Raw genomic sequence first — 19,070 nt, 5'->3', positions numbered from 1 at the left:
GGCCATTACAGAGCGCGCAGTCACGGCGGATGCCTCTTGGGGCCTTTGCCGCCATGGCCGGGCGTGTTCGCCAAAAGATTGGTGAGGGACTGCAGGAAATTGCCTGATCAGATTATCGCAAACGAATATTTTCCGGGGCGGGGCATCAGCGCGCATGTCGACTGTATCCCACGTTTTGATGATGCAATCGGGTCGATAAGCCCTCTATCCGCTTGCGAAATGTTTTCGCGATCTGCGCGGACCGGCACATGCGCCGTGCTTCAGCCCCGATCAGGTGGCCTGCCCATGGACTCCGGCCGGTTTGATTGGACCCACGAAGTTTCGGCTCGCAAATCGGATATTGTGACAGGGGTAAGGACCGTCCGAAGCAGAAGGATTTCCCTCACTTTTCGCAAGGTCATTGCTTCAACATCGACCTTAGCAATTACAAATGCTCCCGATTATCCGTATTCTGCTCCGCCCGGTCCCGATAAAGTGCTGCGCGCCCGAGCAGCATCAGGGAAACCGGCGTCGTCACCGTCATGAAGATGCCGATGAAGATCTCGTGGAAAGCGAAGCGGCCGCCGGAGACGGAGAAATAGATGATGGAGGCCATGACAATGCCGCCGGTGCCCCAGCTGGTGCCGAGTGTGGGGGCATGCAGCCGCTCGTAAAAGCTGCTTAGCTTTGCAAAGCCGATGGAACCGATCAGCGTCAGCGAAGCGCCGAGGAGGACGAAGAAAGCCACGGCGATCGCGGCCCAGAGCGGGAATTCTTGAGCTTCGATCATTCGATCACCTCGCCACGCATGAGGAATTTTGAAAGGGCCACGGTGGACACGAAGCCCAGGATGGCGATCAGCAGCGATGCTTCGAAGTAGATATCGTTGCCGGTGCGCAGGCCGAAGGTCAGCAGCAGCAGCATGGCGTTGACATAGAGCGTGTCCATGCCCAGCACTCGGTCCTGCGCACGGGGGCCGATGGCGATGCGATAGACCGAGATCGTCATGGCGATGGCCAGCATCAGCTGCGCCAGTGAAAAGGACCAGAAAAGGATAATCGAACTCATTCGAATATCTCCATCAGCAGTTTTTCATATCGGTTCTTGATCAGGCTAATCCAGGCGGCCTCGTCGACGTCGTCGAGAACGTGCAGCAGAAGCGTGCCCTGGCTGGAATTATATTCGAGCCAGGCACTCCCCGGCGTCGAGGTCAGGATGGTTGCCAGAACGGCCAATGCCATCGGGTCGCGGATGTCGAGCGGCACCGCCAGAAAGCCGGATGTACGGTCGCGGTCACGCCGGAACAGAATGATCGTCATGACCGCGAAATTGGATCTGATGATGTCGTAAAGCACGATTAGGACCAGATGGGCGAGCTTGTGCCAGTTGCGGATGCGCGGCTTGGCTGGACGCAGCGACGCCATCGACCAGGACGCGATGAGCGCGACGCCGGTGCCAAGCAGCAGATGGCCGGGGGAAAAGCTGTTGATCGTCATCCAGAAGATGATGAGTGAGAGCGTCAGCAGCGGATAGGGAAGGAGACGGCGGATCATGGCTCTGCCTCCGGATTGGTGCCCGCTCGTGGTGCGGAAATGACGCCCTGAATATAGCTCGCCGGCAAATCCAGAATGCGCGCCGTCTCCTGCATGTAACGCATGACAGGCCCGGCCTGCACGGTCATGGCAAGGGTGAGGGCGAGCAGCAGCATGATCGGCGCGATTTCGATGACGAGCACACGCGGCACGGTGCCCTCGATGGACGCCCAAAAGGTGCGGATGCCGGCTCGGGTCATCGAGATCAGTGAGGCGAAACCGGAAAAGACGATCAGGAAGACGATCCACCAGGAGAGCGTGGAAACGCTGTCGTTGGCACCGAGACCCGATGGGTTGAGGATTGCCGTGAGCATCGAGAACTTGGCAATGAAGCCTGATAGCGGTGGCAGGCCGGCAAGAAGAATGCCGCAGGCGGCAAAGCAAGCGCCGAGCACCGCCATGGTCGCGGGCATGGTGACCCCGACTTCCTCTTCTTCCTCCTCCTCCTCGCCTTCGCCATAGGCCTCCATGGTCACGGCAAGAACGTTCGCACCCGCGTCCTGGCCGCGCTCGACAAGTTCGATGAGCATGAAAAAGGCGCTGATCGTGAGGGTGGAACTGACGAGATAATAAAGCGCGCCGGCCGCCACTGTCGGATTGCCGGTGCCCATGGCGGCGAGGAGCGTGCCTGAGGAAACCAGAACCGAAAAGCCGGCAAGCCTTCCCAACGCCTGCGATGCCAGAACCCCGATCGCCCCGAAGATGATGGTGGCGATGCCGCCGACGAGCAGCGCATCATGGCCAAAGCCGGCGGATTCCCCGGCAGTCTGTCCAAAAAGCAGGAAGGACAGGCGCGCGATGACATAAATGCCGACCTTGCTCATGATGGCGAACAGGCCGCCAACCGGGGCGGAGGCTGCACCATAGGCGGAGGGGAGCCAGAAATTCAGCGGCCACATGCCGGCCTTGACCAGGAAGGCAATACCGAGAATGGCGGAGCCGGTTTCGAGCAGCATGCGCTGGTCCGGGTTCAGCCCCTCTATCCGGTGGGCAAGATCACCCATGTTCAGCGTGCCCGTGACGCCATAGATCAGGCTGACGCCGATCAGGAAGAACAGCGCGGCCACGAGGTTGATGGCAATGTAATGCAAGCCCGCCTTGACGCGCTGCTGGCCCGAACCATGCAGCAAGAGGCCATAGGAAGCCGCCAGCATCACTTCGAAGAACACGAAGAGATTGAAGAGATCGCCGGTCAGAAACGCGCCATTGACGCCCATCAGCATCATCTGGAACAGCGAGTGGAAATGCGCGCCGGACTTGTGCCACTTCGCCATGGAATAGATCAGCGACGGAATGGCAAGCAGCGCTGTGAGCAACACCATCAGGCCGGAAAGCCGGTCGGCGACGAGCACGATACCAAATGGCGCCGGCCAGTTGCCGAGCAGATAGACCCCGCTCGAAACGACGGCGGCGATCTCGGTATTGACCGTCGAATTCACTTCGCGGAACAGCAGGATCGCAACCACCAGCAGGAGCACGGTGGAGGTAAAGCTGATGGCGGCCTTCGCCACGCGCTGGCGCTCGTCGAAGAACAGCAGCAGTGCGGCGGTAATCAGCGGCAAAAGGATCGGCGCGATCACGATGTGGAAGGGGAACGACATCATTTCGACTCCCTCCCGTCCACATGGTCGGTGCCGGTAAGGCCGCGCGCGGCAAGCAGCACCACGAGAAAAAGCGCGGTCGTGGCAAAGCCGATGACGATGGCGGTCAGCACCAGCGCCTGCGGCACCGGGTCTGCCAGCGTTGAACTGTCGACGCCGTTGACCAGGACCGGCGGCGCATTGGTCTTGATGCCGCCGACGCCGAATATGAAGAGATTGACGGCGTAGGAGAGCAGCGACAGGCCGACGATGACCTGATAGGTGCGCGGGCGCAGGATGAGCCACACGCCGGAGCCGGTCATGATGCCGATGCCGATGGCGAGAATGAGTTCCATTACACGTCCTCCGCTTTTGCGGCGTCAGGCGTGCGAACGCGGTAGTTACGCAACGATTGGTGTGCCAGTGCTATAAGAATAAGAACGGTGGAGCCGACGACCAGCGAGAAGACGCCGAGATCGAACAGCAGGGCGGAAGCAGTCGGCATTTTGCCGATATAGGGTATTTCCGTATATTGGAAATAGGACGTCAGGAACGGGTAGCCGAAGTACCACGAGCCGATACCCGTGGCCGCGGCCATCAACAGGCCAAACCCCATCCAGCGCAATGGCAGGATGCGGATGCGATCTTCCGCCCAGCGCGCGCCCCCGGCCAGATATTGCAGCAGGAAGGCGATCGCCATGGTGATGCCGGCTGCGAAACCGCCGCCGGGCATGTCGTGGCCGCGCATGAACAGGAAGATCGAGAAGGTGATGATGACAGGGAACATCCACTGCATGACGATGGACGGCACGTAGAGATAGTCGCGCACCGTATCGCCCTTGCTCCGGTCAGGACGTTCGGCATCGAAGGCATTCTGCAACTGCTGCTGTTCCGGCACGCCGATGCTTTCATGAGCGGGACGGAAACGGCGGAGCAGGGCAAACACGGTGAGCGCCACAATGGCCAGAACCGCAATCTCCCCGAACGTATCGAAGCCGCGGAAGTCGACCAGGATGACATTGACGACATTGGTGCCGCCGCCTTCGGTATAGGCGCGTTCCAGGAAATAGGTGGCGATCGCATTCGGCACCGGCAGCGTCATCACGGCGTAGGCGATGACGGACATGCCGATACCACTGGCGGCGGCCAGCAGGAAGTCCCGCGCGCGGCGAAGCTGCGCCGGCAGTTCATCGCTGCTGTCGACCTTTTCGAAGCGTTTCGGCAGCCACCGGAGACCAAGCAGGATGAGAACCGTGGTGACGATTTCCACCAGCAACTGGGTGATGGCGAGATCCGGCGCGGAAAGCCACACGAAGGTGAGGCAGGTGACAAGCCCGGAGACGCCGAGCATGACGAGCGCGGCGAGGCGGTGATATTTCGCCTGCCAGGCCGCGCCCATGGCCGCAATCATGCCAATCAGCCACAGAATAGCGAAGATCGGATCGAAGGTCGTGACGCGCGGCAGCGAGAGGGAGAATTCCGAAAGGAAGAGCGGCGAGAAACCGGCAAGAAGCGCCACGAGGATGAGAAGCCTCAGCTGCGGCTGCAGACGCCGCGTGCCGAGCGTGCTTTCCAGCCACCGCGCCCATTTCCAGGACACGGTGACGATGATGCGCTCGAAGATGCGCTGTCCCCGTAGATGCCGGAAGACAGGCGGGCCATCGTCGCAGCGCGAGAAATAGCCGCCGAGGAGGGCGTAGATCGCCACGCCGCCGATCAGCGCCGCGATACTCATGATCAGCGGCAGGTTGAAGCCATGCCAGATTGAAAGGCTGTAGACCGGCGTCTGCGCGCCGAGCACCGAAAGCACGGCGGAATGCAGGAAGGGACCAATCGACAGGCTCGGAACGATACCGACGATCAAGCAGGCAAAAACCAGGAACTCGATCGGGAAACGCATCCAGCGTGGCGGCTCATGCGGATTGGGGTTGGGCAGATCGACGGGCTTGGGTCCGAAGAAGACCGTGTGGATGAAGCGCAGCGAATAGGCGACGGCGAAGGCGCCCGACAGCGTCGCGACATAGGGCAGCGCCCGGTCGAGAAGCGAGTCGGCATGGGTCTCGACGGCCTCGGCAAAGAACATTTCCTTGGAGAGGAAGCCGTTGAACAGCGGCACGCCGGCCATCGCCGCGCTTGCCGCCATGGCGAGTGTCGCGGTTGCGGGCATATAGGTGTAAAGCCCGCTTAAGCGTCGCATGTCGCGGGTGCCGGTCTCATGGTCGATGATGCCGGCCGCCATAAACAGCGAGGCCTTGAAGGTGGCGTGGTTGACCATGTGGAAAATGGCCGCCACCGCTGCAAGCGGACTGCCAAGGCTGAGCAGGGTGGTGATAAGGCCAAGATGGCTGATTGTGGAGTAGGCGAGCAGGCCCTTCAGGTCCTGCTGGAACATGGCGAAATAAGCGCCGAGCAGCAGCGTGATCACACCGGCGACGCCCAGCAGCCAGAACCACTCGGGCGTGCCTGCGAGCACCGGCCAGAACCTTGCCAGCAGGAAAACGCCCGCTTTCACCATGGTGGCCGAATGCAGGTAAGCGGAAACCGGCGTCGGAGCGGCCATGGCATTGGGCAGCCAGAAGTGGAAGGGAAACTGCGCGCTTTTCGTCAGCGCACCGCCGAGAATGAGGATGAGCGCGGGCAGGTAAAGCGGATGGGCGCGGATGGTCGCACCTGCCTCGATAATCTTGTCGAGGTCATAGCTGCCGGCCATGTGGCCAAGGATCAGCAATCCGGCCAGCAGACTGAAGCCGCCGATACCGGTCACCGTCAGCGCCATGCGGGCGCCGTCACGCGCGCCAGCGTTCTGGTGCCAGTAGCCGATCAGCAGGAACGAAAAGATGCTCGTCATTTCCCAGAAGATGGAAAGCAGAATGACGTTGCCGGACAGGACGACACCGAGCATGGAACCCATGAAGGCAAGGAGAAAGGCAAAGAAGCGCGGTATCGGGTCTTCCGCCGACATGTAATAGCGGGCGTAGAGGACCACGAGCAGGCCGATGCCGGTAATCAGCATCGAAAAAATCCAGGCAAATCCGTCAAGCCGGAGCGTGAAGTTCAACCCCAGCTGCGGTAGCCATTCGACATCGTATTTTAAGGCCGCGCCGCCGCTGACGCTTGTATAAAGGAAAATACTGCTGACCAGCCCGAAAAGGGCGACCGCACCCGCAACGGATGCGGGAGCGGCGGCAGCACCCTCGCGCGGCATGAATGCCGTCAGGAGGGCGCCGACGAAAGGCAATGCGACAATGAATGGTAGAATGGTTGCAAGTGTCATATGCGGCGGCGGTTTTCTCTCTGGAATGGAGCTTGCGGCGGATTTCCGACGACTCCAATCCTTCGGGATTCCCAATGAATCCCACGATGATCGCCGGAATGACTAGTACATAAGATGCGGAGGCGCGCGTGGTACCACGCTGGCAAAGTCTCGTGACGCTTGTGGCGCGACGGCAACAGCAACGAGCCGCGCCTTGGTCTCGCGGGCGATGCGCATTGCGGGCAAAGGAAACACCGTCTGGTCAAACCCGGCAACACTATTACCGGCCCTGCAGCCGAAATTGCTGTCGCTGTCGCACTGTTTGTCGCGAAGTGAAGGAGAACGGCCGAGATCGACGGTCTGCATGCGCTCGAGGCGGCTGGACTTCGTAAGGGGCTTGATACCCGATGGCGCCTGGAAGCCGATCATCACGAGAAGGCTCGCGACCACGAGACCGATCAGCACTTGCGGATGGCGCCTTGAACTGCGGCCTTTCTCCATCCATTGCAAGTTGGCATCTCCTTGATCGAAAAGGTCTCTTTAAAGCATCACCGCTCAGCGAATATCCCGTTGATTTGTTTTAGGGGAAGCCACCGGCGCTTGTCCAGCACGCAGGCCGGAAAAACCGCCTTGAACGGCCAATTCCTTTTCGTTTTTGCCCGTTTGCAGCAAAGTCGGGGCAGGGGCTGTTAAAAGACTTTACAAATTTTACGGTTTGACCGGGAACGCGCCGTTTCTTAACTTTCAAGCAAGGAATTAACCATAAAGATTGGTGGTATTTCCACGGCGGAATGGGGCCTCTCCCCTTCCAGGCATGACGCCGCACTGCCGTACCGGTGCCGATCCGGTATTTCGTTTCTTGGTTCAAGAAGGTCTGGCAAGCGTCGATGCCGCATCGTCCGCGATGGGTATGTTCGTTCAAAAATCCCTGGAGGGTGCTGACGTTCTGAACCTTGGTCAATCTGGCCGGGTTCTTCCGGCTGTCATGGTGTTGGGGACGTCGGTTGGGGCAGGACTTGCCATCAGATCAAGCGCGCAGATCGCCAGGCGGCAGCCTGGCGGGACGGTTGCGTTTTGCCGGTCTCGATGAAAAGCAATCCGATTTTTTGCGCAGCTACCGCGGCATGCTGGAGCCTTACGTCAAGGCCGGCCTGCGCGACGTGATGACCCGCTTCCAGTCCATGCCGGACTGTTCCCCGTCGTTCGAAAGCGAAAACCAGCTTGAGCGCCTGCACGATCTGCAATCCTCGCACTGGAGCGTGCTGACGGATGCGCGGTTCGACGCGCTTTACGCCGAGCGGGTGAAGGTTCTCTCAGACAATGCCAGCCGCATGGGTCTCGACCCGCGCTGGCAGATCGCCAGCCACGCCGTCGTTCTGGAACATCTTGTCGGCGGGCTGGTCGCCGAACACGCACCCCGATCCATCCTGCCGGGCGGTCGGAAAAAGAGCCGCGAGCTCGCCGAAGCCGTTAAGAATGTTGTTCGCCTGGTGATGGTCGATAGCGAGATAGCCGTCTCGTTGCGTTTTAACGAGTTGCGCCTGCGCCATGGCCGCGAGTTGCAGGAGCAGCGCGATAATGACCGTGCCGAAGCGGCAAACCTGCTCGGTTCGGCGCTGAAGGCATTTGCGGCGGGCGATTTGCAGGCACGTGTCGCAGGTGATGTTCCCGATGCCTACCGGGATGTCGCGACAAGCTTCAACACGGCGCTTGAGACAATAGGTGCGTCGTTGACGGCGGCCCGTACCAGCGTCGGCGAGGCGGAGGCCTTGAGCGGACGTTTTGCCGATATCGGCCGTTCCATTGCCGAGCGTTCACGCCAGCAGGCCGAAGCCCTTGCCGAAACCTCCCGCGCGATTCAGGGGCTCATCGGCAATGTTGCCGAGAACGGGGCTCGCATTGCGGCGACCGAAAAGGCCGTGTCTAGCGCCCGTGACGCAGCGGTCGAAAGCGGCCGGGCGATCGGCGAGGCCATCGACGCCATGTCCGATATCGAACAGTCAGCCGAGCAGATCGGCAGGATCATTGGCACTATTGACGAGATCGCATTCCAGACCAATCTTCTTGCGCTCAATGCAGGCATAGAGGCCGCCCGGGCGGGTGAAAGCGGTCGCGGTTTTGCCGTTGTCGCGCAAGAAGTCCGTGCGCTTGCGCAACGGTCGGCCGATGCCGCACGGGAGATCAAGAGCCTTGTCGGCACCACCAAGACCCAGGTCGAAGGCGGTGTGCGCATGGTCAACCGCACGCAGGAAGCAATCGGTGGCGTCGTCCAGCAGGTTTCCGGTATCAGCGACATGATCATGGAAGTATCGCGGCACACATCCGGTCACGCCGGCGAACTGCAATCCGTCGCGGCCGATATCGTTGAGCAGCAGCAGCAGGCAACCCGCAATGCATCCGAAAGCGGCGCCAGCGCTTCCGAGGCGGACGCGCTTCACATCGTCATTCTGGAACTCGGCCGCACCGTGCGCGAATTTCGTATGGCCCGCCAGGAACATTTCGCTGCCGCCGCCGGTGTGGATCGGCAGCAGTCATCATTTATCGCCCGTGAGGATAGCCGCACGGATTACCGCCAGGATTACCAACAATTCAGACGTCAGGGAGTCATGTAATGGCAGCCAGAAAAGCAGCTGAGGCGACGCTGAAACTGTCACCGGTGCTGGACCTCAACGAAGCATCGGCCCTGCACGGCAAGCTGATGACGTTGCGGGGAGCACCGCTGTCGGTGGATGCGTCAGAGGTGGAACGTATCGGCGCCCTTTGCGCGCAGGTCCTGATGGCCGGTGCCAAATCCTGGCAGGAGGACGGCAAACGCTTCGACTTTGCCGGCGTGTCCGACGCATTCGACAAGACCATGAAACTGATAGGCGTCGATATCGATCATTTGCTCCTGAAGGAGATGCAAAAGTGAAGAAAAAAGTCCTTACCGTGGATGATTCCCGGACGATCAGGAACATGCTCCTGGTCACCCTCAACAATGCCGGTTTCGAAACCATTCAGGCCGAAGACGGGATTGAGGGCCTCGAAGTACTCGAGCAAAGCAACCCCGACGTCATCGTGACAGACATCAACATGCCGCGTCTCGACGGCTTCGGCTTCATCGAGGGTGTGCGTCGCAACGAAAAATATCGGGCGATCCCGATCCTCGTTCTGACGACCGAAAGCGATGCAGAAAAGAAAAACCGCGCCCGCCAGGCCGGTGCGACCGGCTGGATCGTCAAGCCGTTCGACCCTGCCAAACTCATCGATGCCATTGAACGCGTAACCGCCTGATACGGGACATTTCACGATGGATATGAACGAAATCAAGGAAATCTTTTTCCAGGAATGCGAGGAGCAGCTCGCCGAACTGGAATCGGGGCTTCTTAAATTGAATGACGGCGACCGTGACCCGGAAACCGTCAACGCCGTTTTCCGTGCCGTTCATTCCATCAAGGGCGGGGCTGGTGCCTTCGGTCTCGATGATCTCGTGGCCTTCGCCCACGTCTTTGAAACGACCCTCGACTGCGTGCGCTCCAACAAGCTGGAACCGACGCAGGACGTTCTGAAAGTCATGCTGCGTTCCGCCGACGTGCTGGCAGACCTCACCAATGCCGCAAGAGACGGCGGAAGTGTCGATGACAGCCGCACCCGTGGCCTCGTGAAGGAACTGGAGGCTTTGGCCAACGGCGAAGCCGTTCCGGCATCCGCGCCGGCTCCCGTTGCCGTCAAGGCGCCGGAACCCCTGAAGGCCAAGCCGACGGATGAGAGCGGTTTCGAGCCGATTCCTTTCTCCTTCTCGGATTTTGCCGACGAAACCACGCCGCTGATGGAAGCGCCGTCCTTCCAGATCAGCTTCAAGCCGCATGCGTCGCTTTATTCCAAGGGCAATGAGGCAGCACTTCTCCTGCGTGATCTCTCGCGGGTCGGCGACATGAGCATCAATTGCGACATGTCGGCGCTGCCGTCGCTCGACAAGATGGACCCGGAGGCCGCTTATTTCTCGTGGACTGTTTCCATTACCACGGAAAAGGGCGAGGAGGGTATCCGCAGCGTCTTCGAATTCGCCGAGTGGGATTGCGATCTCGACATCGCGCCTCTCGTTTCGGAGGCCACCGCAGAGGCCGAAGAGCTGCCGATGATCCCGGTTCCGTTCGACCTTTCAGCACTCGATAGCGGACCGGAAGAACAGCCTGCTGTCGAAAGCGTCGCGGCACAAACGTCATTCGTTGCCGAAGCCGTCGAGACCGCAGTCGCGACGACGCAAATCGCCCAGAGTGTCAATGCCGCCATCGAAAAGCGTGAAGCCGCGGCAGCGCCCGCCGCAGCGGCGCAAGCAAACGCCAATGCTGCTGCGAATGCGAGCGCCGGCCAGACCATCCGCGTCGATCTCGACCGCGTCGACCGCCTCATCAACCTCGTTGGCGAACTCGTTATCAATCAGGCGATGCTGTCGCAGAGCGTCATCGAAAACGACGCCAGCGGCACGTCCGCCGTCAATATGGGTCTCGACGAGCTTCAACAGCTGACACGCGAAATCCAGGACAGCGTGATGGCCATCCGCGCGCAGCCGGTGAAGCCGGTCTTCCAGCGCATGTCGCGCATCGTCCGCGAAGTCGCCGACATGATCGGCAAGCAGATCCGCCTCGTCACCGAAGGTGAGAATACCGAAGTCGACAAGACGGTCATCGACAAGCTGGCCGAGCCGCTGACGCATATGATCCGCAACGCCGTCGACCACGGCATCGAAACGCCGGAAAAGCGCGAAGCCGCGGGCAAGAACCCGGAAGGCACCATCAAGCTTTCGGCCAAGCATCGTTCGGGCCGTATTCTCATCGAGCTTCAGGATGACGGTGCAGGCATCAACCGCGAGCGCGTGCGCCAGAAGGCCATAGACAACGATCTGATCGCTGCCGATGCGAACCTGACGGATGAAGAGATCGACAATCTCATCTTCGCGCCGGGCTTCTCGACCGCCGACAAGATTTCCGACATTTCCGGCCGTGGCGTGGGTATGGACGTGGTCAAGCGCTCCATTCAGGCGCTGGGTGGCCGTATCAACATCTCCTCGCGTCCCGGCTTCGGCTCCACCTTCACCATGAGCCTGCCGCTGACGCTTGCCGTTCTCGATGGCATGGTGGTAACGGTCGCCGGCCAGACGCTGGTGGTGCCGCTGACCGCGATCGTCGAAACCCTGCAGCCGGAAGCGAAGAACATTCATTCCTTCGGCGCGAACCAGCGGTTGATATCCATCCGCAACTCCTTCTGCCCGCTCGTCGATGTCGGCCGCGTTTTGAACTTCCGCCCGACCCAGGCCGATCCGGTCGAAGGTGTGGCGCTTCTGGTGGAATCGGAAGGCGGCGGCCAGCGTGCGCTGATGGTTGACGCCATCCAGGGCCAGCGTCAGGTCGTCATCAAATCGTTGGAAGCCAACTATACCCATGTGCCGGGCATTGCCGCCGCCACCATCCTCGGAGACGGACGCGTTGCGCTCATTCTGGATGTAGACGCCATCGTCAGCGCTTCGCGCGGGCAGCCACTCAAGCAGGAAATGTCGCTCGCGGCGACAGGTTGAAGGCGGATCATCCATGGCAGCACTTAATTTCAGCGACCAGCGCCAGTCTGCCGACGAGGTTCTTGCCAGCGGCGAATACCCGCTGACGAGGCGCGACCTGTCGGAAATCGCGGCGATGATCTATGCCGATGCCGGCATCTACCTCAACGACACGAAGGCGTCGCTGGTCTATTCCCGCCTGTCGAAACATATTCGCAATCTCGGCCTTTCCGGCTTTCGCGAATATTGCGCGCTTGTCTCTTCGCCGGAGGGTGCGCAGCCGCGTCGGGAAATGCTGTCGCACCTGACGACGAATTTCACCCGCTTCTTCCGCGAAAACCATCATTTCGAACATCTTCGCGACGAGGTCCTGCCGGGGCTCATCGCCCGCGCAAAGAGCGGCGGGCGCGTGCGCATCTGGTCGGCCGCCTGTTCCGACGGACAGGAGCCCTATTCGATCGCGCTGACCGTGCTTGCCATGTTCCCGAACGCGGCCGATTACGACTTCAAGATTCTGGCGACGGATATCGATCCAAAGATTCTGGCGCAGGCCCGCGCCGGCGTTTACGACGACAATGCTCTCGAAACCGTGTCTCCCGCCATGCGCAAGCAGTGGTTTGCGGAGGTCGATGCCGGCGGTCGCCGCAAGTTCAAGATTGACGACAAGGTCAAGCGTCTCATCACCTTCAACGAGCTGAACCTGATGACGCAATGGCCTTTCAAGGGCAACTTCGACGTCATCTTCTGCCGCAACGTCGTCATCTATTTCGACGAGCCGACGCAGATGCGGATCTGGTCGCGTTTCGCCGGGCTGTTGCCGGAAGGTGGTCATCTCTATATCGGCCATTCCGAGCGTGTCTCCGGCGATGCCAAGAACCTGTTCGACAATACCGGCATCACCACCTACCGCTACATCGGGCAGGCATCCGGGAGGAAGGCATGAGCGCACTCGCACGGGTACTCGTCGTTGATGATAGTCCGACCATGCGCGGCCTGATCTCGGCTGTGCTCAAGGCCGACCCGGAGGTCGAAGTCGTGGGTCAGGCCGGCAACGCCATGGAAGCGCGCGCGGCCATCAAGCAGCTCAATCCCGATGTCGTGACGCTCGATATCGAGATGCCGGAAATGAACGGCCTCGAATTCCTCGAAAAGATCATGCGCCTGCGGCCGATGCCCGTCATCATGGTCTCGTCGCTCACCCATCGCGGTGCGGATGCCTCGTTGGCGGCGCTCGAAATCGGGGCCTTCGACTGTGTCGGCAAGCCCGCGCCCGGCGATTCACGCCCCTTCGGCGATCTGGCTGACAAGGTGAAGGCTGCTGCACGCTCACAGCATGCGGCTTACCGCGCCGTGCGCCCCGAAGTCGCCGCCGCGCCGCAGGCCGTTCCCGTCAGCGATTATCGTGCGGGGCGCAAGGTCGTGGCCATCGGCTCCTCTACGGGCGGCGTCGAAGCGCTGATCGCCGTATTGCAGAAGTTCCCGGCCAATTGCCCGCCGACCGTCATCACCCAGCACATGCCGCCAACCTTCACCAAGAGCTTCGCCGAACGGCTGAACCGCATCTGCGCGCCCGTCGTCGAAGAGGCAACTGACGGCGCGCGCCTGCAGACCGGCAAAATCTACCTTGCGCCAGGCGGCGAGCGCCATTTGCAGATCGCCAACCGGGCGGCACCCTGCTGCCGTCTTCTGGAACGCGATCCTGTCAATGGTCACCGCCCATCCGTTGATGTGCTGTTCGATTCCGTTGCCGAACTTGCAGGACGCAACGCCGTTGGCGTGATCCTGACCGGCATGGGTCGAGATGGTGCCGCCGGACTTCTGAAGATGCGCCATGCCGGCGCCCGCACCGTCGGTCAGAACGAAAAAACATGCGTCGTCTACGGCATGCCCCGCGTCGCCTATGAGCTTGGCGCGGTAGAGCAGCAATTGCCGCTGGCCTCCATTGGCGAAGAAATCCTGAAACTAACCACTGCCCGCAAAGAAGGTGCTGACTAATGTCTCTCGCAGAAAAGATCAAAGTTCTGATCGTTGATGATCAGGTGACCAGCCGGCTGCTCCTCAGCGATGCCTTGACGCAGCTCGGTTTCAAGCAGATCACCGCCGCTGGCGACGGTGAGCAGGGAATGAAGATCATGGAGCAGCAGCCCCATCATCTCGTCATTTCCGACTTCAACATGCCGAAGATGGACGGTCTCGGTTTCCTGCACGCGGTGCGGGCGAACCCGACCACTAAGAAGGCCGCTTTCATTATTCTCACGGCGCAGGGCGACCGCGCGCTGGTGCAGAAGGCCGCCCAGCTCGGCGCCAACAACGTGCTCGCCAAGCCCTTTACCATCGACAAGATGCGTGCTGCCATTGAAGCGGTTTTCGGATCGCTGAAATGATTGAAACTGCGGCCAAGCGCGTACACATCATTCAGGGCGAGTATAAGGTCATCAGCGATCCCGACGTGGTGCTGACGACGATACTCGGTTCGTGCGTGGCCGCCTGTCTCAGAGACCCCGTTGCCGGCATCGGCGGCATGAATCACTTCCTGCTGCCGGGAACGGGGAGCGTGACCGGTGGAGATGCGACGCGTTATGGCGTGCATCTCATGGAACTTCTGATCAACGGGCTCCTCAAGAAGGGTGCGCGACGCGACCGGTTGGAAGCCAAGGTTTTCGGCGGCGCGAAAACGATCGCCAGCTTCTCCAATGTCGGTGAGCAGAATGCCATTTTCGCCATGCAGTTTCTGAAGGACGAAGGCATTCCTGTCCTCAGCTCTTCGACCGGCGGCGATCATGGTCGCAAGATTGAATTCTGGCCGGTCTCCGGTCGTGCCCGTCAGCATCCGCTGAGCGGCGCGGAAACCCAGAAGACGGTTGCTCTGGAAACACGTCCGGCACCGGCTCCCAAGCCTGTCGCCAACGACATCGAATTTTTTTAGTCACGGAGTTTCCAATGCAGCTTGCAGAGCCCACCGACGCCACTCCGTTCGAAGAAGCCTTGCCGGATGTGCTGATGCGGGTGGTATCGGAACTGCACGATGTCGCTTATCTCATCGAGCGGATCGAGCCGCAGTTGCTGGAGGTAACCAGCGGTCAATTGTCCACCGAGGGCGTAAAGCTGCTGCAGGGCATCGATCTTGCCGTGCAGAAGACGCGGGGCCTCGCCGAGTTCATCGATACCATCACGGGGTCGATCTCCAGTGAGTGGATCGTGGATGTCAGCACGGCGCTCAGCCTCGTGAAGCTGGCCGAGATGCAAAAAGCCCTCGGCGCTGCTTACCGTCACGGCCACTCGCAGCCCCTCGACAAGGCCTCAGGCGACTTCGACCTGTTCTAGAGCAAATCCGCCCTTCCTCCCTTCCCGCGCGGAATGCGGAGAAAGGCAACGCTCGCGCAAGCTTCGCACCCTATTGTCATCACGGGGCCAAAAGGTCTCGGACTCTATGAATGACGGTGCGGAACAGAATGAATCTGTTAAATCAAATCCCTCAGGTCTTGAAGAATGTCGCGGCGCTGGGGCAGACGCGGCTGCTGATGTTGGGCGGCGTGGGCGTTGTGTCCATGGCCATTATCCTCGCGGCAGCTCTTTATGTTAACCGTCCCGCTTACGAGACCCTGTATGTGGGACTTGAAAAGAGCGACCTCAACAAGATCAGCATTGCGCTCGCCGAGTCGGGTCTTGACTTTCAGGTGGGAACCGATGGTTCCAGCCTCCAGGTCCCCGTCGGCTCGACCAGCAAGGCGCGGCTGCTTCTTGCAGAACGCGGCCTGCCTGACAGCGCCAACGCCGGTTACGAGCTTTTCGACAATGTCGGCTCTCTCGGCCTGACCTCCTTCATGCAGGAAGTGACGCGCGTTCGCGCCCTTGAGGGCGAGATCGGCCGCTCCATTCAGCAGATCGACGGTATCGCGGCCGCGCGCGTCCATATCGTGATGCCCGATGTCGGCAATTTCCGCCGCGGCGAACAGAAGCCGACCGCATCCGTCATGATCCGGGCCAGCGCTACAGCCGGCCGCAAAGCCTCCGCTTCGATCCGCCACCTCGTCGCGTCGGCCGTTCCGGGCCTTGAAGTCGATGATGTGACGCTGCTCGATTCGACAGGTCAGCTTCTCGCCTCCGGCGACGACGTTACCAATGCGGCGATGAACCGCTCGCTGACGCTGGCGCAGAACGTCCAGCAGGAGATCACGACCAATATCGACAAGGCGCTGGCGCCTTTCCTCGGCATGGACAATTTCCGCTCCAGTGTGACCGCGCAGCTCAACACCGACAGCCGCCAGGTCCAGGAAACCGTCTACGACCCGGAGTCCCGCGTCGAGCGCTCCGTGCGCACGGTCAAGGAAGATCAGAAATCGCAGGAAACCCAGCCCGATACCGCAGCGACCGTCGAACAGAACGTGCCGCAGGCAGCACCGCAGGGCGGCGGCGGCGGTCCTCAGTCTTCCGACCAGTCGGCCAAGAAGGAAGAGCAGACCAACTACGAAATCAATTCCAAGACGGTCGCCACGGTCAAGAACGGTTACACGCTCGAGAAGCTTTCGGTTGCCGTCGTCGTCAACAAGGGTCGCATCGCGAAAATGGTCGGCGAACCTGCCGATCAGGCCAAGATCGATGCCTATCTTGCCGAAATGCAGAAGATCGTCACCTCCGCAGCTGGCATTTCCGCTGACCGCGGCGACATGGTCACCCTGACGGCCATGGACTTCCTCGAAACGCAGCTGCTCGACGAGGCCGCCACCGGGCCCGGTGTCATGGAAGTGCTGAGCCGCAACTCCGCCGGCATCATCAACTCGCTCGCCTTCGTCGCTGTCGCCTTCCTGGTTGTCTGGCTTGGCGTCCGTCCTCTCGTCCGCACGGTCACTGGCAACGGTGCTGCCGCAGGCCAGCTCAGCCAGGAAGCGGCTGGTCTTGAACTGCCGGACTTCTCTCCGGGCATGGATGCAGGTGCTGGCGGCCTCATGGAAGGCTTCGGGGCGGACTTCGGCTTCGACAGCACCGACGATCTCCTGGCAGGAAACGATGGCGAAGGCACCTTCAACCGCCGGGTTCGCGAAGGACCGGAACGCAGGCTCTCCCGCATGGTGGAGATCAGCGAGGAAAGAGCCGCCAAGATCCTGCGCAAATGGGCAGTGGAAAAAGCAGCATGATGTGGAAAAAGGCCGGTTTCTCCGGCCTTTTTTCGTTGTCGCCGGGTTTTTGCTATCCTTGGCGAACGCATCGTGGCAGTGTCGGTTTGGGACACTGTTTACGAAAAATTCAGTAACGATACAGTTTGCTGGGAATTGGCTGATAATGCCGTTTATCGATTGAACAGCTTTTCAGTATGTTTTTTGGCAATAGACGAACGGTGAAATACGTGGAAAGGCTGTTGCCAGGGAATGGCAAACTTCGGTCTGTTCCATAAAATGAAATGATTCGGTCTCCGGGGGCGTGCCAAGCCGCTTTTTTGGTTAGCTTCTCGAATGGAATGATTCCATCCCGATGTATCACCTCCCGTTGGGAGCAAGAGGGCGTAGGCGATTGAAAGTCGATGTTGATATCCGCAGGCTGTCGGCCAAGCCTATGGAGGGCATGGGTAAACCCCTGCCGCGCGATCAGCTTGCCAAGAACGTCGCAGCCACGGCTGCTGCCGGTAACGTTGCAGGCGCGCTTGATCTGCTGGTAACCTACGCTGGCGCCTCGCATTATCTGCTGGCGCGGGATGATCTTCTCGAAGAAACCGGGCTGAAATTCATCGTCACCTCCGACTGGCCGTTCGATCTGGTCCGTCGGCTCGGCGTCGAGCTGGCAAACAACCAGAACAGGTCGAGCGAGATGGAAAAATGCCTCTCGCTGCTGCAGCCGCGATTGCTGATGCTGCCTGATGATGTCCCTGTTCCCCACGGTATTGACCGTCAGTATTCGGCGCTGTCTTTCTGTGTGGGTCGCATTCGCCTTTCCCTTCTGCTTTTGTTTCCCGAGGAGGCAGTGCCTTCGCCGGAACGGCTGCGCGAAATCGCCCTTCTGACGGGCTATTGCGTCAGCTTCGGCATTGCCAGCGAAGCAAAGACGGTGCGCGATATTGATCTCACCGAGCGTGAGCTTGAGTGCCTGTTCTGGATCGCGGAAGGCAAGACAAGCGATGAAATTGCCATGATCCTTGGCATTTCGCGCAATACGATCAATAATTACATCACAAGCGTGATGCGGAAAACGGCGACAAAAACCCGCTCGGAGGCAATCGCCTACGCCGTGCGCAACAACCTCGTATAGGTCGGACGGATGGGACAGACGAAAGACAATGAAGGTACTGGCCAGACGGGCATGTTTTACCGCAGTCCCGTCGTGACGAGCCGGTCGGATCTGTTTCCGAAACTCGTCGCCATGCAGAAGCTTGTCGGCGCGCGAAATTTCGTGGTGACGAAAGCTGCCGCTTCCGGTTTCCCCAACAAGAAGAAGATGACCTGTGAGCTGGAAAACTGGGGCATGAATGCCGCAGAACAGAGCGCGCAGTTCATCCGCGCCGTCGGTGATATTCTCCTTGATCACATCGAGACGTCGCTCCTGCCTGTCATCTGGCGCAACAAGAATGCCGGCGGCTTTGCCGACCTTCCCGATGTTCCAGCGCTTCTGCGCCGCATCGAGAATGACGTCTTGCCCTATGCGGGGCTTGCCCTGCCAGTGCGGCTCGGCACAATCGGTAACGGCTATATCGTCTTCTGCGGTACCAATCTCGTCCTCGACAACGAGGTCGTGATCGAGCAGCACATCAAATGCTGCGAGATCATGGTGGACATGCTGGCGCTGGACGAGCGCAAGGCCGCCCCCTCGGAAGCGTTGAGCGAAAGGGAAATCGCCTGCCTGCAACTGGCGGGGGATGGTCGCATCAGTGAAGAAATCGCGGTCAAGCTCGGCCTTTCCGTGCATACCGTCAACGCCTATCTCGGTTCGGCAACGATCAAGCTCGATTCCGTCAACCGTATTCAGGCAATCGCCAAGGCGATCCGACTGGGCTACATCCATTGAAATGAACTGGCGGGTCCTCCGCGTGACCGTCAGGTAGCCGACCTGGCTTCTGCACCTTAAAACGTGCTATCCGCACTTCGCGGTTTTTTAACAGTTGCCAATTAGAACTTTCGTAAGTTTAGTTTTGGGGGCACTGTTTC

At 60.2% G+C, this 19,070-nt stretch carries 20 protein-coding genes; 13 read left to right on the top strand and 7 right to left on the bottom strand.

Features of this window, described 5'->3' with window-relative positions; all coding sequences use genetic code 11:
• The first annotated feature begins 63 nt into the window (after positions 1-63).
• Positions 64-525, top strand: coding sequence for a hypothetical protein (locus AT6N2_RS24395; protein ID WP_425292739.1), 462 nt, complete (start codon positions 64-66; stop codon positions 523-525).
• Here AT6N2_RS24395 and mnhG read toward each other — a convergent pair.
• The 7 genes from mnhG to AT6N2_RS08055 form a co-directional block, all read right to left on the bottom strand.
• Positions 425-769 (bottom strand): monovalent cation/H(+) antiporter subunit G, encoded by a 345-nt coding sequence (gene mnhG, locus AT6N2_RS08085; protein WP_063949663.1) that lies wholly within the window; start codon positions 767-769, stop codon positions 425-427. The two genes, AT6N2_RS24395 and mnhG, sit on opposite strands and share 101 nt — an antisense overlap.
• The gene (locus AT6N2_RS08080; protein ID WP_004439850.1) at positions 766-1,047 is read right to left on the bottom strand and encodes a K+/H+ antiporter subunit F; all 282 of its coding nucleotides are present in this window, start codon (positions 1,045-1,047) and stop codon (positions 766-768) included. Before AT6N2_RS08080 ends, mnhG begins: the two co-directional genes overlap by 4 nt.
• Entirely contained in the window at positions 1,044-1,532 is a 489-nt protein-coding gene (locus AT6N2_RS08075; RefSeq protein WP_209085439.1) for a Na+/H+ antiporter subunit E, read from the bottom strand. Before AT6N2_RS08075 ends, AT6N2_RS08080 begins: the two co-directional genes overlap by 4 nt.
• On the bottom strand, positions 1,529-3,175 hold the full coding sequence (locus AT6N2_RS08070; RefSeq protein ID WP_063949665.1) for a monovalent cation/H+ antiporter subunit D: 1,647 nt from the start codon (positions 3,173-3,175) through the stop codon (positions 1,529-1,531). Before AT6N2_RS08070 ends, AT6N2_RS08075 begins: the two co-directional genes overlap by 4 nt.
• Positions 3,172-3,507 (bottom strand): Na+/H+ antiporter subunit C, encoded by a 336-nt coding sequence (locus AT6N2_RS08065; protein WP_003493763.1) that lies wholly within the window; start codon positions 3,505-3,507, stop codon positions 3,172-3,174. The genes AT6N2_RS08070 and AT6N2_RS08065 overlap by 4 nt, the downstream gene beginning before the upstream one ends.
• Positions 3,507-6,425, bottom strand: a complete 2,919-nt coding sequence (locus AT6N2_RS08060) for a monovalent cation/H+ antiporter subunit A (protein ID WP_063949666.1) — start codon at positions 6,423-6,425, stop codon at positions 3,507-3,509. Before AT6N2_RS08060 ends, AT6N2_RS08065 begins: the two co-directional genes overlap by 1 nt.
• Positions 6,426-6,527: 102 nt before the next feature.
• On the bottom strand, positions 6,528-6,905 hold the full coding sequence (locus tag AT6N2_RS08055) for a hypothetical protein (protein ID WP_209089638.1): 378 nt from the start codon (positions 6,903-6,905) through the stop codon (positions 6,528-6,530).
• Positions 6,906-7,420: 515 nt separating this feature from the next.
• On the opposite strand from AT6N2_RS08055, the gene AT6N2_RS08050 reads away from it, so the two are divergent.
• The 12 genes from AT6N2_RS08050 (at position 7,421) to visR (ending at position 18,930) form a co-directional block, all read left to right on the top strand.
• Complete coding sequence (locus AT6N2_RS08050) at positions 7,421-9,016, top strand: globin-coupled sensor protein (protein WP_233282431.1); 1,596 nt, start codon at positions 7,421-7,423, stop codon at positions 9,014-9,016.
• Positions 9,016-9,315, top strand: coding sequence for an STAS domain-containing protein (locus AT6N2_RS08045; protein WP_209085437.1), 300 nt, complete (start codon positions 9,016-9,018; stop codon positions 9,313-9,315). The genes AT6N2_RS08050 and AT6N2_RS08045 overlap by 1 nt, the downstream gene beginning before the upstream one ends.
• Positions 9,312-9,677 (top strand): chemotaxis response regulator CheY1, encoded by a 366-nt coding sequence (gene cheY1, locus AT6N2_RS08040; RefSeq protein ID WP_003493773.1) that lies wholly within the window; start codon positions 9,312-9,314, stop codon positions 9,675-9,677. The genes AT6N2_RS08045 and cheY1 overlap by 4 nt, the downstream gene beginning before the upstream one ends.
• A gap of 16 nt (positions 9,678-9,693) precedes the next feature.
• Positions 9,694-11,958: a chemotaxis protein CheA gene (locus AT6N2_RS08035; protein WP_209085434.1), complete on the top strand. Its 2,265-nt coding sequence runs from the start codon at positions 9,694-9,696 to the stop codon at positions 11,956-11,958.
• 13 nt (positions 11,959-11,971) lie between these two features.
• Positions 11,972-12,880, top strand: coding sequence for a protein-glutamate O-methyltransferase CheR (gene cheR, locus AT6N2_RS08030; protein ID WP_144575887.1), 909 nt, complete (start codon positions 11,972-11,974; stop codon positions 12,878-12,880).
• Complete coding sequence (cheB, locus tag AT6N2_RS08025; protein WP_063949672.1) at positions 12,877-13,932, top strand: protein-glutamate O-methylesterase CheB; 1,056 nt, start codon at positions 12,877-12,879, stop codon at positions 13,930-13,932. The genes cheR and cheB overlap by 4 nt, the downstream gene beginning before the upstream one ends.
• The gene (gene cheY2, locus AT6N2_RS08020) at positions 13,932-14,321 is read left to right on the top strand and encodes a chemotaxis response regulator CheY2 (protein WP_003503467.1); all 390 of its coding nucleotides are present in this window, start codon (positions 13,932-13,934) and stop codon (positions 14,319-14,321) included. The genes cheB and cheY2 overlap by 1 nt, the downstream gene beginning before the upstream one ends.
• Positions 14,318-14,863, top strand: a complete 546-nt coding sequence (gene cheD, locus AT6N2_RS08015) for a chemoreceptor glutamine deamidase CheD (protein WP_063949673.1) — start codon at positions 14,318-14,320, stop codon at positions 14,861-14,863. Before cheY2 ends, cheD begins: the two co-directional genes overlap by 4 nt.
• A 14-nt stretch (positions 14,864-14,877) precedes the next feature.
• Positions 14,878-15,261, top strand: coding sequence for a chemotaxis protein CheT (gene cheT, locus AT6N2_RS08010; protein ID WP_063949674.1), 384 nt, complete (start codon positions 14,878-14,880; stop codon positions 15,259-15,261).
• A 128-nt stretch (positions 15,262-15,389) separates the two neighbouring features.
• Entirely contained in the window at positions 15,390-17,072 is a 1,683-nt protein-coding gene (gene fliF, locus AT6N2_RS08005) for a flagellar basal-body MS-ring/collar protein FliF (RefSeq protein ID WP_063949675.1), read from the top strand.
• A 373-nt stretch (positions 17,073-17,445) separates the two neighbouring features.
• On the top strand, positions 17,446-18,177 hold the full coding sequence (gene visN, locus AT6N2_RS08000) for a transcriptional regulator VisN (RefSeq protein ID WP_063949676.1): 732 nt from the start codon (positions 17,446-17,448) through the stop codon (positions 18,175-18,177).
• 51 nt (positions 18,178-18,228) lie between these two features.
• Positions 18,229-18,930: a transcriptional regulator VisR gene (visR, locus tag AT6N2_RS07995; protein ID WP_063949824.1), complete on the top strand. Its 702-nt coding sequence runs from the start codon at positions 18,229-18,231 to the stop codon at positions 18,928-18,930.
• Positions 18,931-19,070 lie beyond the last annotated feature (140 nt).

Source organism: Agrobacterium tumefaciens, from assembly GCF_017726655.1.
In the GTDB taxonomy this organism is placed as follows: domain Bacteria; phylum Pseudomonadota; class Alphaproteobacteria; order Rhizobiales; family Rhizobiaceae; genus Agrobacterium; species Agrobacterium tumefaciens_B.
The sequence above is the reverse complement of the archived record's forward strand: the minus strand, read 5'-3'. Positions and strand labels throughout refer to the sequence as shown.